Consider the following 13,211-nt stretch of genomic DNA (forward strand, 5'->3'; position numbering starts at 1 on the left):
AAGAGATGACAGTATTTTTACTGTCATCTTTTTATTTACCTAGATTATAAGTCTACATTTTCATTTCTACAAAATCTGTAATATCAAGGAAATAAAAAAATTTTCTTTATTGCTTTAAATCTTCCTAAGGCTTACAATACAATTCGTTTACACGTAAATTTGTTAGATTGGAGTTTTATATGATATTTTCCAACAAGGACTTAAAAAAGCTTATTATCCCTTTAATGGGCGAACAAGTTCTTTCTTTAACAGTTGGTTTTGTGGATCAGCTCATGGTTTCACAGGCAGGTGAAGCTGCGGTGGCTGGTGTCGCATTAGTAGATAATATTAACCGACTTATTATTCAAATTATGGCTGCCCTTGCAACAGGTGGTGCCGTAATTTGTAGCCAATATATTGGTGCAGGTAACGAGAAGCGTACTAAGAAAGCTGCAGGTCAGCTAGAAACTGTACTTCTTATATTTGCCCTAATTATGATGGGAATTTCCGTTATATTTGCAAGACCGGTTTTATCAGGAATCTTTGGTAATACTGAAGCTGCTATTATGAACTTTGCGGTTCTTTACTTTACAGTTACAGCTATTTCCTATCCATTCCTTGGTATTTACAATGCCGGAGCTGCGATATTTAGAAGTGTGGGAAATTCAAAGATCAGTTTATACATAAGCTTAGTTATGAACATTGTAAACGTTATTGGCAATGCTATATTTGTTCTAAGCTTTCACTGGGGTGTCTTTGGTGTCGCCCTATCTACACTTTTAAGTAGAGTTGTTGGTAGCGCCATTATGAGCTACTTCATTATGAGAGAGAAGTCTCCGATTAGACTTAATAAGCTTTCTGACTACCTTCCAAACTTCTCACTTATTAAGAAGATTCTCTTTATAGGTATTCCATCTGGTATTGAAAATGGTATGTTCCAGATTGGTAAACTTATGGTAGTCCGCATGGTTACAACCCTTGGACAAGCTGCTATTGCAGCAAACTCAATTAGCTATACAATCATTGACTTTGCTAATATCCCAGCAAGTTCCATGGGGCTTGCACTTATTACAGTAGTCGGTCAGTGTATTGGTGCTGGTAGAAAAGATGAAGCCAAGCACTATGTTAAAAAGATACTTCTTTGGGCCTACATAGGAGACTGGATATGCAACATAACCCTATTCTTCCTTGGTCACTACATTCCAACTTGGTTTAACTTATCTCCTGAGGCTGTGGATATTGCCACTGTGGTACTTAGAGCCTTTAACATTACATCTTTATTTATCTGGCCATTATCCTTTACTATGCCAAATGCCCTTAGAGCCGCAGGTGATGTGCATTACACCATGATCGTAAGCATCCTATCAATGTGGATATTCAGAGTCGGTAGTAGTTACATTTTCGGACTAGTCCTAGGCTTTGGCGTGCTTGGTGTATGGATTGGTATGTTTATTGACTGGGGCTGCCGTTCCCTATTCTTTGGAATTAGATTCCTAAACGGCAAATGGATACAAAAAGAAGCTTTGACAAATTAAATTTATCCTTGTTTAACATTTGCATACTTTCATTCCTATATAAAATTTATAGTAAATGAGGTGACTCACAAAAATTAAATTTAAAATTTAACTTTTGTGGTCACCTCATTTCATGTTCAATATCTTATTTCTTTTTACTGTTTCTAATATAATACGATATTAGTGAAACGCATAAAAACGCCAAAATAAATATAATAAGCCTCATAAATCTCTTACTCCTAAAATTCTTTATTGTCAAATATATAAAAGCTAACATTTATAGATAATAATTCAGCTATAAGCAGTGAAGCTATTGCAAGTAAACTCATTTTAATCGACATGTTAAATAAACTCATTAAATTAAAATTTCTTACATCAATAACGTTAGGCAAATATGAAGCAATAAAAGGAATAACAATTATTAAAACAGTTATTATATATTTAGCCTTATCGTATCCAAATTTAAAACTGATTGGAATAAGGACCGCTCTAATTAAAACAGCACTAATCAAGCCCATTACAAACAGATTCCAATCTAATTTAATCAAATTACTTTTAAACAATAAGCTAGATAAGCCATATATTAGACAATAACTAAAATATACTATGTAATCAAAGAAATAACTTGATACAACAATTTCTTTGCGACTATAAGGTGTTGTACATAAATATGCCAATCCTTTACTAGAATTTTCTTCAATCAATGCCAAAGAATTAGCTAAAAAAAGCACTATAACATTTTCAACAATCAAAAAAATCGCTCTTCCAAAAAAATCTGTAAATTCTGTTGGAATCTCTGTTTTAGCTATTAAAATACCTGGTGCTAAAAATGCAATAACTGCCGAAATATAAATATACTTGCGAATTAACATATAATTTTTTCTAGTCAATAAAAATATATTCTTAATCTTCATTCCATTCTCCCTTTACTTGATAGAGCATAATATCCTCAATACCAGCATTTTCATTTTTAAGTATTTTTCTATATTTTTCTTCTATATTCTTCTTTGTATCTTCAAATATAATCTTGCCATTATTAATAAATATTATATCGTCTGCCACTTTCTCTAAATCACTAATTATGTGCGTTGAAAAAAATATACTACATTTTTCTTTAGCAACTATTTCTTTTAGAAAATCCATTAACTGTGCTCTAACCAATGGATCTAGTCCACTTGTTGGTTCGTCCATTATTATTAATTCCGCATTATGAGCTAGAGCTAAGGCAATAGAAAATTTCATCTTCATTCCCTTAGATAAGGTTTTTAATTTCTGATTATTATTAAGTTTAAACTTTAAAATTAGTTTTTTATACTTATCTTCATCCCAATTACTATAAGATGCAGCAACTATTTTTTTCATTTCTTCTAATTTCAATGTTTCATAAAAATATCCATCATCTAATACTACTGCCAATCTATTCTTTGTATCTTTTGATAATTTTTTTCCAAAAAATTCTATCTTATCATTGTCGCTTTTTATCAAAGATAAGATTGACTTAATTGTAGTAGATTTTCCTGAACCATTAGTTCCTATAAACCCCACTATATGTCCTTTTTTTATTTTAAAAGATACCTTATCCAAGCGGAAATCATCATATTTTTTTGATAGGTTAGAAACTTCTAAAACTGTGTCCATATGTCCTCCTTAGCATTAAAGTAAATCATAAACATTCATAATTGTTGCTTTTTTCATTTTCAATCTCCTTTCATATATATTGTCTTCATTGACACAGAAAAATATAACACGCCAAAACTTTCCCCTTAAAAATTTTTCATAAACGACATATATTTATCACAAACAACCTAATTAGATGTACTATCAATAAAAAAAGAGCCTGATAAACTCAGGCTCTATAATAATAACTCTGTATAAAAATACTTTTCTTTAACCGAATAGCTAATTTTACCATTATACTTTTTTACAATTTCTTCTACATTTTTCAATCCATATCCATGTCTTTTTTTATCATTTTTACTTGTTTTTAGTTTAGTCACTTTTTCTATGTTATGAGTAATTCCGCAAGAATTTTTTTGTTTAAAATAAAACTTACTATCTATTTGTTCCATCGAAATAATTATTTTTCTATTATTTACGTCCAATTTTTCGCAAGCCTCAATAGCATTTAATAATAGATTATAAATGCAAATAGCTATATCAAAATTTTTCTCATGATTAATAATATCTATATTAAAATCTAATTTAAATTCTATTTTATCCTCGTCTAGGCGGTTAGTAAAATCATTTATTATAGCATTTATAACTGAGTTAGATGTCTTACCCTTAGATTTCATACTTGTATTATTCTTGATTTTATTTATATAGTTATTTGCTTCTTCTATGTCTTTTTTATTCAATAAATCTTCTAAAATAATAAGGTGAGCATTTAAATCATGTCTAAATTTTCTAACATCTTCATCTCTCTTTATAACCAGATTCAAATACTCTTCTTGCTTTTTTAAAAGATAATTATATTCTTCTTTTTCTTTAGTGAGTATTTTGTTTTTTCTTCTAATATTGCGAAAACTAGTCAAAACAAACATAAATGCTAAAACGAAAACCATTATATTAATAATCATCTCAAAAAAATTACCATTAAATATCATGTCTAAGCCTCATACTTTCTAGTATAAAATCTTCATAAGATTCCTTAAATTTTTTCTTATATAATCTGCCAATAGTAAGTTTTTCATTTATAGGGCTCACAATTACTACGTTTCCTTCAACCTTAACATACATTAGATTGACCATGTAAGATTTATGTATTCTACAAATATGGTAATCTAATAATTTCTTTTCCCAATCTCCAATCTTACCAGATATTATAAAACTACCTTTTGCCGTAAATAGTTTTATATAACTTCCTTCAGCCTCTATATAATAAAGCTCACTAAGTTTTACATATGTGGAATCATCATTTTCTTTGAACTTAATCAGAAAATCTTTCCTAAGCTCTGACAAAACTATTTTTATATACTTTGCAATTTCCTCTTCTACAATCGGTTTTCTACAAAAGCCTAAAGTTTTCATACTAAAACTATTCCAAACTTCTTCCTCATGAGAAGATACAAAAACAATTCGCCATACTTTATTACTATGTAAAACTTTATTCATTATTTCTATACCATTCATACCAGAAAGCTGTATATCTAAGAATAATAAATCAATAGTTTCCCCTTTATATTCTAACAATTCTTCTCCGCTGTGCATTAATAGGCATTCATAATTATCATATTTTTCTTCTAAATAACTATCTATAGCAAACTTTATTTGTTGTATAAAATAATCCTCATCATCACAAATTCCAATATATAATTTTTCTCTGTCCATAAAACTAGTTTCCTCTATATATTTTTAATAATTATACACAAAACGCAGATAAATAGAAAGTTTTAAAACAAAAAAGGACAGCAAGCTGTCCTTTTTTGTTTGGTTATATAAAGTATGAAATAGTGAAAAAATCTTATTCGTAGGCTGTAACCTCTGTATAAAACTTAGAGTAATCAGTTCTCTTCTCAGCTGTAAATGCTATAGCTGCTCTTGGATGCTGATTAGCCTGTCCTGTAATAATATATTGAATATCAGAGCCCCATGTAACACCACTCTTTTTAAGTGGAACCATATGGTTCTCAATAAATTTGAAAATATTAGCAATCTTATACTTAGGATTTCTAAGGAATCCAAGTAATAATTCTGTACAGCAGTTTCCTGCGCCTCTACCCATACCATTAACAGTTGCATCTAAGTAGCTAATACCGATGCTTGCTGTCTGAATTGTATTGGCAAAAGCTAACTGTTGATTGTTGTGAGCATGAATACCAATTGACTTATTGTACTTCTCGCCTATTGCTAAGTATTTCTCAGCTAAGCGACACATCTGCTCTGGGAATAGGGAGCCATAGCTATCAACTAAATAGATTACATTGGCTGAGCTCTTACCAAGCAATTCAAGAGCTAAGTCAAGTTCTGTTTCAGAAGCTGTTGAAATAGCCATAATATTAACAGTTACCTCATAACCCTTCTTAGCAAAATCCTCTATCATCTCAATAGCTGCAGGAATCTGGTAGATATAAGTAGCGACTCTAATGAGATCAACCACACTCTCTGACTTTGGTGGGATATCATTAAGATCTGTTCTACCTACATCTGCCATAACTGCGATCTTAAGATCTGTATTATTCTCGCCAACAATAGCGCGAATATCTTCTTCATTACAAAACTTCCACTTACCGAAGTCCTTTGGATCAAATACTTCCTTAGAAGCCTTATAACCAAATTCCATATAATCTATTCCAGCTGCTACATTTGTCTTATATAAATCACGGACGAAGTCATCTGAGAACTCAAAATTATTAACGAGTCCTCCATCACGTAATGTACAGTCAACTACTTTAATGTCTGGTCTAAACGACGTTAAATCACCTTTTTGTTCCAACATATCACTTTCCTCCTTAACAAGATTTCCTAATGAAAATGCATTTACTTCTCACATTTACTACATATCTTTTTTACTACATATCTTTCTTACTACATATCTTTTTTCTTTGTTGCATTTTCTTTATTCGCTTTAAAGCGTTACGCTTTAAAGTACTAAACTGAATTATAATCATTTTTATTCTTTATGTCAACCTAATTTGTGAAAAAAAGTGGTAAAGTTTTATACCTTACCACTTGTCAATTTCTTATTGAATTTTCTAGACTTCAAGCTTCATATCGCCCTCTTTAACCCAACCAATTTTTCTAATAATTAGGTCAAAAATCAAGGCAAATACTGCTGGTAAAACTATGCAAATTAGTACTAAACCAATCCAGTCAAAGGCTGTAATTGAAGTCTTAAGTCCCTTTGCTATATCTCCAACCCAACCTGTATAAACACCAAGAGGGCCCACTAAACCACAAGTTCCCATACCTGAAGAAATTGCTGCACCATTCATCTCTAAATGGAAGATGCAAGTTGCAATAGGTCCTGTAATAGCTGATGCAAGAATTGGCGCAAGCCAGATCTTAGGATTCTTAACTATATTACCCATCTGTAACATAGAAGTACCAATTCCTTGTGAAACCAAACCGCCCCACTTATTCTCTCTAAAAGAAATCACTGCAAAGCCCACCATCTGAGCACAACATCCTGCCACTGCTGCACCCCCTGCAAGGCCAACTAAACCAAGCGCCGCACAGATTGCCGCAGAGGATACTGGAAGGGTTAGGAAAATGCCCATAAAGACGGAAACTATTATTCCCATTAGGAATGGCTGCAAATCCGTAGCCCACATAATAATATTTCCAAGCCAAAGAGCTGCCTTACCTATTGGTGGCGCAATTAGACTTGAGACAATAATTCCCACAACTACAGTAACAATCGGTGTTACAAGAATATCTATCTTTGTTTCCTTTGATACTAACTTTCCTGCCTCAGCAGCAATAATAGATATAAAATATACTGCTAAAGGACCGCCAGCTCCACCTAAGGCATTGGCTGCAAATCCCACTGATACCATAGAGAAAAGCACAAGTGGAGGACACTTTAGGGCATAACCTATTGCAAGTGCCATAGCTGGACCACTCATAGCTGATGCTAAACCACCGATTGTATAATCAGTTCCACTAATAGTTGCTATTGTCTTTGTTAATAAGCCAATGGAAAATTGTGTTCCAATGGCATTAAGTATTGTTCCTATTAAAAGGGAACAAAAGAGACCTTGGGCCATGGCTCCTAAGGCATCTACACCGTATCTTTTTACAGATATTTCGATGTCTTTTTTCTTCAAAAAGTCTTTAACTTTTCCCATAAATCCTCCGCACTTTAAATTCATAAGTGTAATTAAATCCACTCTTTAATTCTATTTTTTTACTACATTTTCCAAGAAATCATCCATTAAGCTATTAAGTCCATTTAGATATTCCCTGGCATTGCCAAACTTTCTTTTTGTAACCTTCCATCTAAAGTTAGCATCCCTAACACTAAATGCTAGAGCCCCGCCAAATCTAGCTAAAAATTCATCAAGGGCTTCCACATCAATTTCTGATTTTGGTGAAATGGACATGTTAGTAAACCACTGAGAATTGCCGCTTTCGCCTATGGCATTGTGAAGGCCACCCTTAATTTCAATAAAGCCAATCTTGTGAGCCTTGGCTTTAATAAGAGCAATCATAGTTAAATTATGGGCTGCCGCTGGGAGCTCTCCATATCTATCTACTAATTCATCTTCCATATCATTTAGCTCTTCCATAGTTTCGATGTTTGCAATTCGCTTATAGGCATCAAGCTTTTGATACTCACTTCTAATATAAGTAGAAGGAATAAAGGCATCTACGTCTAAGTCGATTGTTGTCTCGAAATCGTATTCATTTTTAATACCCTTAAGCTTATTAACGGCCTGATTTAACATTTTACAATAAAGGTCGTAACCTACTGCTGCCATGTGTCCATGCTGGCTTCGGCCAAGTACCGAACCTGCACCTCTAATTTCTAAATCCTTCATGGCAATCTTAAAGCCGCTACCAAAGCCTGCAAATTCCTTGATTGCCGACAATCTCTTCTCTGCAATTTCAGAAATCATTCTGTCTCTTTTATACAAAAGGAAAGCAAAGGCAGTTCTGTTGCTTCGACCAACTCTACCTCTTAACTGATAAAGAGTAGATAGACCGAAGTTATCTGCATCCTCAATAATCATTGTGTTACAGTTAGAAATATCCATACCTGTCTCAATAATTGTTGTACATACCAGCACATCAATTTCATGATTAATAAAGTCTGTCATGATTCGCTCAAGCTGGCGTTTGTCCATCTGACCATGAGCTATTGCTACATTTGCATCAGGAACAAGGGACTCCACGTGAGCCGCCATATCCTCAATTCCCTTAACCTTGTTATATACATAGAAAACCTGACCATCTCTTGCAAGCTCACGATTAATAGCCTCTCGAATCATCTCATCGTTATGCTCTGTAACGAAGGTCTGAATAGGAATTCTATCCACCGGTGGCTCCTCTAAAACGCTCATATCTCTAATTCCCACTAAACTCATGTGAAGAGTTCTAGGAATTGGAGTTGCTGAAAGTGTAAGTACGTCAATATTTTCCTTAAGCTTTTTTATCTTTTCCTTATGAGTTACGCCAAAGCGCTGTTCCTCATCAATAATAAGTAGACCTAAATCCTTAAACTCCACATCCTTTGAAAGAAGTCTGTGAGTTCCTATTACAATGTCTACAGTGCCCTTCTTTAGCTTAGCCACCGTCTCCTTATTTTGAGCGGAGGTCTTAAAGCTTGATAACTGCTCCACTGTAACTGGGAAGTCCTTTAGTCTTTCCTTGAAGTTGTTAAAATGCTGATTACAAAGCACGGTAGTTGGCACAAGATAAGCCACCTGCTTGCTATCCTGAACTGCCTTAAAGGCCGCTCTAATAGCAACTTCTGTCTTACCATAACCTACATCCCCGCAAATCAGTCTATCCATAACTCTAGGACTTTCCATGTCCTTTTTAGTATCATCAATGGCATTTAACTGATCTAGAGTCTCCTCGTATGGGAACATTTCCTCAAATTCCTGCTGCCAAACAGTATCCGCTGTAAACTCGTAGCCCTTAATCTTTGAACGTGTGGCATAAAGCTCAACTAAATCCTTTGCCACCTCTTCAACCGCCGACTTAACCTTACTCTTGGTCTTTGACCATTCCACAGAGTTAAGCTTATTAAGCTTAGGCTTTTTCTCTACGTCTGCCGCGGCATATTTTTGCAATCTATCTAACTGAGTGGCAAGAAGGAATAAATTACTATTACCATCATAGGCAATCTTTACGTAATCCTTCTCCACGTCATTAACCACAATCTTTTCAATACCCTTATAGATACCAAGACCGTGAGTCTCGTGAACCACGTAATCCCCTACGTTTAAGTCGTTAAAGCTAGCGATAGAGTTGCCATTTTTCTTGGCCTCCTTCTTACGCTTAAGTCTCTTCTTTTCCCTATCTGTGAAAATGTCACTCTCAGATATACATACAAACTTTAGTAAAGGATATTCAAAGCCCGCATGTAAACTACCATAAGTCACCATAATAGTGCCCTGCTTTATAGGCTTTGTAAAATCATCACTATAATAACTCTCAATCTCAAGACCTGCTAAATCATCCACGATTCTCTTAGCTCTAGTCCTTGAACTAGAAACCAAAACCACGCTGTATTTATTCTTCTTATACTTGGCAAGATCATTGGCAAGCATCTCAAAACTATTATTATAAGAACTAATAGTTCTTGTTTCTAGATTCATTGAAAAGTCGATTTTATTCAATTTATAAGTGTAGTCAAGAGCAGACAGTGTCAGCTTTTTAAAGTCCTTAAGTCCTGCCATAATTTCATCCATAGGACGAATCAAACCAGTCTGACAAGGAAGCACCATACCACAAGAAAGTCTGTGCTTCATGCTTTCCTCATACTCATAGCTTACTAAATCAGACTTTTCCTTTAATCTATGTAATTCATCAAGAACGATTAAAGTTTTACCCTTTGGCAAATAGTCTGCAAAGCCCACAGTTTCACTTGAGAAAGCCTTAATAAACCTAGAATAATCCCCGGTTCTTTTAGCATCTGCCACAAGTTTTCTAATGGCATTACCTGCATCAATATCTTCCTTACTACGTCTCTTTTTTTCAATATTAAAAACCTGTAACTGTGCTTTAGCTTCCTTTTCAATAAGTTCTAATCCTTCTTCAATTTCCTCCTCTGTGAAAATGTATTCCGTCGCCGGAAATACTCTTATTTCCTTTACTTTCTCAATAGAGCGCTGACTGTCTACATCAAAGTATCTAATAGAATCAATCTCATCATCCCAGAGCTCAATTCTTACTGGAGTCTCACTGGTGAATGGGAAAATGTCAATAATACCACCACGTATAGAAAACTGGCCTCTTCCCTCAACCATAGGCATTCTCTCATAACCTATCGCCACAAGTTTTGACTTAATCTTATCTAAATCTAAGACGTCATCTGTCTTAAAAACTAAAGTACTATCAATGTATTTTTCAATTGGAATTAAAGTATCTGAAAGAGCATCAATTGTGGTAACAATAGTTAACTTGTCCTCATTGATAATCTTATTTATAACTTCAATTCTCTGTCCCACAATTTGCTTTCCGGAAATGTCTGCATTGTAAAAAATCGCATCCTTAGCTGGATAATACGATACATTTTCATTAAAAAATGCCGCATCCTCAGCTATCTTTCTAGCCTTCACTTCGTCAGAGCTTACAATAAGTAGGAAATTATAATCGCTAGCAATTGCAGAGGCTAAATGCACCTTTTGCGTATCTATGCAGCCTGATATAGATACAAGTTTTCCGCCTTTGCCATCTAGAACTGTATTTAATTCCTTAATGCCTTCTAGCTTACGTATTGGATCGTAAAATGTATCCATAAGTTTCTCCTTTTAACCTAGCCTGTTTAACTATCTACTAATTAAACTTATTCATGGCAAATTCAGTACCTTCCGCCATAATTGTTTCAATAGCCTCGCAAGCTCTCTTCTTTGCATCTTCTAAAGTCTTTTCATCTTCTTTGTTAAATCTACCAAGTACCCAATCTGCAAGGTCCCAGCCAGAAGGCTTGTTGCCTACACCAAACTTAACCCTCTTAAAGCCGTCACTGCCTAGATGAGCAATAATGCTTTTAATACCATTATGTCCGCCAGCACTTCCCTTAGGTCGAATTCTTAATTTGCCTACATCTAAACTAATATCATCAAAAACCACAATAAAATCCTCAATATCAGCCTTGTAATAATCCATTACCGCTCTTATGCATTCACCAGAATTATTCATATAAGTAAGAGGTTTTACAAGTACTACCTTCTCACCGTTAATTACACCTTTACCAAGCATTCCCTTAAACTTTGAATTATCAATGTCAATATTATGCTTACTTGCTAACTCATCTATAACTGCAAAACCTGCATTATGTCTTGTTTTTTCATATTCTTTTCCTGGGTTTCCTAAACCTGCTATTATATACATATTTTACCTCACAATAATCCTTTATAAAATGTTTTTATATGTCTAAATCTTATCACCAAAAGCAAAAGTCAACAAGAATAAAAAACTACTATAAATTATATAAATATTATGATATAATTTTTTTACATTTGAAAACATCAAACTATATATAGGCTACAAACTAATGACAAAGCCGGATGTTTTCCAAAAGGAGGAACATATGCTTGTATTGCAAAATGTTAATAAACATTACTCAAGTATTACTGCCGCAAGTAATCAAAATATTAGTCTTGAGGCAGGAAATGTGTACGCCCTACTAGGTCCAAACGGTAGCGGTAAATCAACATTTATGAAGATGATAACAGGACTTGTAAAGCCTGATAGTGGAACTATTCTTTACAAAGGTCAGCCATTATCAAGTCAATCAAAATTAGACATTTCTTATATGCCAACTGAAAGTTATTTTTATTCATATATGACTGCGAAAGATATTTGTAAGTACTTTAGTGATTTCTTTCCAGATTTTAATCCTAATAAATTCTACGCCTTTTTAAATGACATGGAATTACCTGATAATTTAAAAGCTTATAAAATGTCTACAGGTATGTTAGCAAAATTAAAAATTGCTGTTTCACTTTCTCGAAGCTCTGGTCTTATGATGCTTGATGAACCTTTAAATGGTATTGATATTATTTCAAGAGAACGTATGACAGCAACTATTGCAGCCAACTCAGGTCCAGGAAGAATCATGATTGTATCTTCTCATTTAGTTGATGAGTTAGAGACTGTTTCTACTCATGCTATTTTCATTAAGCAAGGTAGTATCGTTGCTGCTGGTTCAATTGAAGAACTACGTAATCAAACTGGTTTAGGTCTTGTAGATATTTACAAGAGAATTTACGCTTAAGGAGGATATCATGTTAAAGTTACTTAAATATGAGATTAGAAAAAATATTGCACCGCTTATGCTTTTCTTTTTAGCATTAGCCTTACTTGAGGGCTATTTCTTAATATGCTATAGCAATAGAGATTATGAAGCTATTGATTTAGCGATTGTACTTTTAGTATTTGCTACTTTCCTTTCATTCTTTATTGTATTTGCTCTAGCAATTAGTTCTTATAGTAGAGAATTAAAAAATAAGACTATATATCTTATTTTTATGACACCTAACTCAACAATTTCAATCATACTTTCAAAGCTTATACATGCAATTTTAACAGCCTTTGTTGTAGCTTGTGTATTTGCTATTATTGGAATTTGGGATATTAACCTTTATATTGATCTTTTTGATGCTGGTCAGATTTCTGCAAAAGATGTATTAGATGTGGTTTTAGCAAGCTTTAATACAAGCATTTCCTCACTAATACTTACAACAATATTTACCGTTATTAGCGTAGTAATTGTTTTCTTAACTTATGTTGTAATGGGTTATTTATCAATAACAATTTCGGCAACACTCCTTTCAAACAGCAAGGCAAAAGGACTTCTTTCACTAACAATTTTTATTGTATTTGTTATTGTTTATGCTCTTATTGTAAATATGCTACCAAAACTTAGTACTTATCCTGAGACTGTTTTAGAGTACTTATATTCTATTTTGCCACAAATCATTTTATCTGTTATTTCTATAATTCTTATGATTTGGGGAACTTCTTACTTATTAGACAAGAAGATTAGTTTATAAATTCTTTGTTTATTAGTTCTTTGTTTAAACAATAAAAATGCTTGCAATC

General features: G+C 33.5%; 11 protein-coding genes. 3 read left to right on the top strand and 8 right to left on the bottom strand.

All coding sequences use genetic code 11. From position 1 onward, the window contains the following. The first annotated feature begins 179 nt into the window (after positions 1 to 179). Positions 180 to 1,514 (top strand): MATE family efflux transporter, encoded by a 1,335-nt coding sequence (locus G600_RS0104985; RefSeq protein WP_034245587.1) that lies wholly within the window; start codon positions 180 to 182, stop codon positions 1,512 to 1,514. Positions 1,515 to 1,732: 218 nt separating this feature from the next. On the opposite strand, the gene G600_RS0104990 is transcribed toward G600_RS0104985, so the two are convergent. The 8 genes from G600_RS0104990 to pth form a co-directional block, all read right to left on the bottom strand. Continuing rightward, positions 1,733 to 2,407 (bottom strand): ABC-2 transporter permease, encoded by a 675-nt coding sequence (locus G600_RS0104990; RefSeq protein WP_027430963.1) that lies wholly within the window; start codon positions 2,405 to 2,407, stop codon positions 1,733 to 1,735. Then, the gene (locus tag G600_RS0104995; RefSeq protein WP_027430964.1) at positions 2,397 to 3,131 is read right to left on the bottom strand and encodes an ABC transporter ATP-binding protein; all 735 of its coding nucleotides are present in this window, start codon (positions 3,129 to 3,131) and stop codon (positions 2,397 to 2,399) included. Before G600_RS0104995 ends, G600_RS0104990 begins: the two co-directional genes overlap by 11 nt. Positions 3,132 to 3,346: 215 nt before the next feature. Next, complete coding sequence (locus tag G600_RS0105000; RefSeq protein WP_027430965.1) at positions 3,347 to 4,099, bottom strand: sensor histidine kinase; 753 nt, start codon at positions 4,097 to 4,099, stop codon at positions 3,347 to 3,349. Beyond that, positions 4,089 to 4,823, bottom strand: coding sequence for a LytR/AlgR family response regulator transcription factor (locus G600_RS0105005; RefSeq protein WP_027430966.1), 735 nt, complete (start codon positions 4,821 to 4,823; stop codon positions 4,089 to 4,091). Before G600_RS0105005 ends, G600_RS0105000 begins: the two co-directional genes overlap by 11 nt. 133 nt (positions 4,824 to 4,956) lie before the next feature. Beyond that, on the bottom strand, positions 4,957 to 5,931 hold the full coding sequence (locus G600_RS0105010) for an aldolase catalytic domain-containing protein (protein ID WP_081669412.1): 975 nt from the start codon (positions 5,929 to 5,931) through the stop codon (positions 4,957 to 4,959). Between the two features lie 256 nt (positions 5,932 to 6,187). Further along, the gene (locus G600_RS0105015; RefSeq protein ID WP_027430968.1) at positions 6,188 to 7,282 is read right to left on the bottom strand and encodes a PTS transporter subunit IIC; all 1,095 of its coding nucleotides are present in this window, start codon (positions 7,280 to 7,282) and stop codon (positions 6,188 to 6,190) included. Between the two features lie 51 nt (positions 7,283 to 7,333). After that, on the bottom strand, positions 7,334 to 10,903 hold the full coding sequence (mfd, locus tag G600_RS0105020) for a transcription-repair coupling factor (protein WP_027430969.1): 3,570 nt from the start codon (positions 10,901 to 10,903) through the stop codon (positions 7,334 to 7,336). Between the two features lie 37 nt (positions 10,904 to 10,940). Then, positions 10,941 to 11,498: an aminoacyl-tRNA hydrolase gene (gene pth / locus G600_RS0105025; protein ID WP_027430970.1), complete on the bottom strand. Its 558-nt coding sequence runs from the start codon at positions 11,496 to 11,498 to the stop codon at positions 10,941 to 10,943. Between the two features lie 199 nt (positions 11,499 to 11,697). Between pth and G600_RS0105030 the strand changes: the two genes are divergently transcribed. Both G600_RS0105030 and G600_RS0105035 read left to right on the top strand, forming a co-directional pair. Then, positions 11,698 to 12,384, top strand: coding sequence for an ABC transporter ATP-binding protein (locus G600_RS0105030; RefSeq protein WP_027430971.1), 687 nt, complete (start codon positions 11,698 to 11,700; stop codon positions 12,382 to 12,384). 10 nt (positions 12,385 to 12,394) lie between these two features. Then, a complete protein-coding gene (locus tag G600_RS0105035; RefSeq protein ID WP_027430972.1) occupies positions 12,395 to 13,162 on the top strand; it encodes an ABC transporter permease subunit in 768 nt (255 codons plus the stop codon). Positions 13,163 to 13,211: the final 49 nt, after the last annotated feature.

It is taken from the genome of Lachnospira multipara ATCC 19207 (assembly GCF_000424105.1).
GTDB classification, from domain to species: Bacteria; Bacillota; Clostridia; order Lachnospirales; family Lachnospiraceae; genus Lachnospira; species Lachnospira multipara.

What these genes read in the sequence shown, in the direction of transcription:
- G600_RS0104990 (WP_027430963.1), bottom strand. Translation starts at nt 2,407, where the DNA reads ATGAAGATTAAGAATATATTTTTATTGACTAGAAAAAATTATATGTTA.
- G600_RS0105030 (WP_027430971.1), top strand. Translation starts at nt 11,698, where the DNA reads ATGCTTGTATTGCAAAATGTTAATAAACATTACTCAAGTATTACTGCC.
- G600_RS0105015 (WP_027430968.1), bottom strand. Translation starts at nt 7,282, where the DNA reads ATGGGAAAAGTTAAAGACTTTTTGAAGAAAAAAGACATCGAAATATCT.
- G600_RS0105000 (WP_027430965.1), bottom strand. Translation starts at nt 4,099, where the DNA reads ATGATATTTAATGGTAATTTTTTTGAGATGATTATTAATATAATGGTT.
- G600_RS0105035 (WP_027430972.1), top strand. Translation starts at nt 12,395, where the DNA reads ATGTTAAAGTTACTTAAATATGAGATTAGAAAAAATATTGCACCGCTT.
- G600_RS0104995 (WP_027430964.1), bottom strand. Translation starts at nt 3,131, where the DNA reads ATGGACACAGTTTTAGAAGTTTCTAACCTATCAAAAAAATATGATGAT.
- G600_RS0104985 (WP_034245587.1), top strand. Translation starts at nt 180, where the DNA reads ATGATATTTTCCAACAAGGACTTAAAAAAGCTTATTATCCCTTTAATG.
- mfd (WP_027430969.1), bottom strand. Translation starts at nt 10,903, where the DNA reads ATGGATACATTTTACGATCCAATACGTAAGCTAGAAGGCATTAAGGAA.
- G600_RS0105010 (WP_081669412.1), bottom strand. Translation starts at nt 5,931, where the DNA reads ATGTTGGAACAAAAAGGTGATTTAACGTCGTTTAGACCAGACATTAAA.
- pth (WP_027430970.1), bottom strand. Translation starts at nt 11,498, where the DNA reads ATGTATATAATAGCAGGTTTAGGAAACCCAGGAAAAGAATATGAAAAA.
- G600_RS0105005 (WP_027430966.1), bottom strand. Translation starts at nt 4,823, where the DNA reads ATGGACAGAGAAAAATTATATATTGGAATTTGTGATGATGAGGATTAT.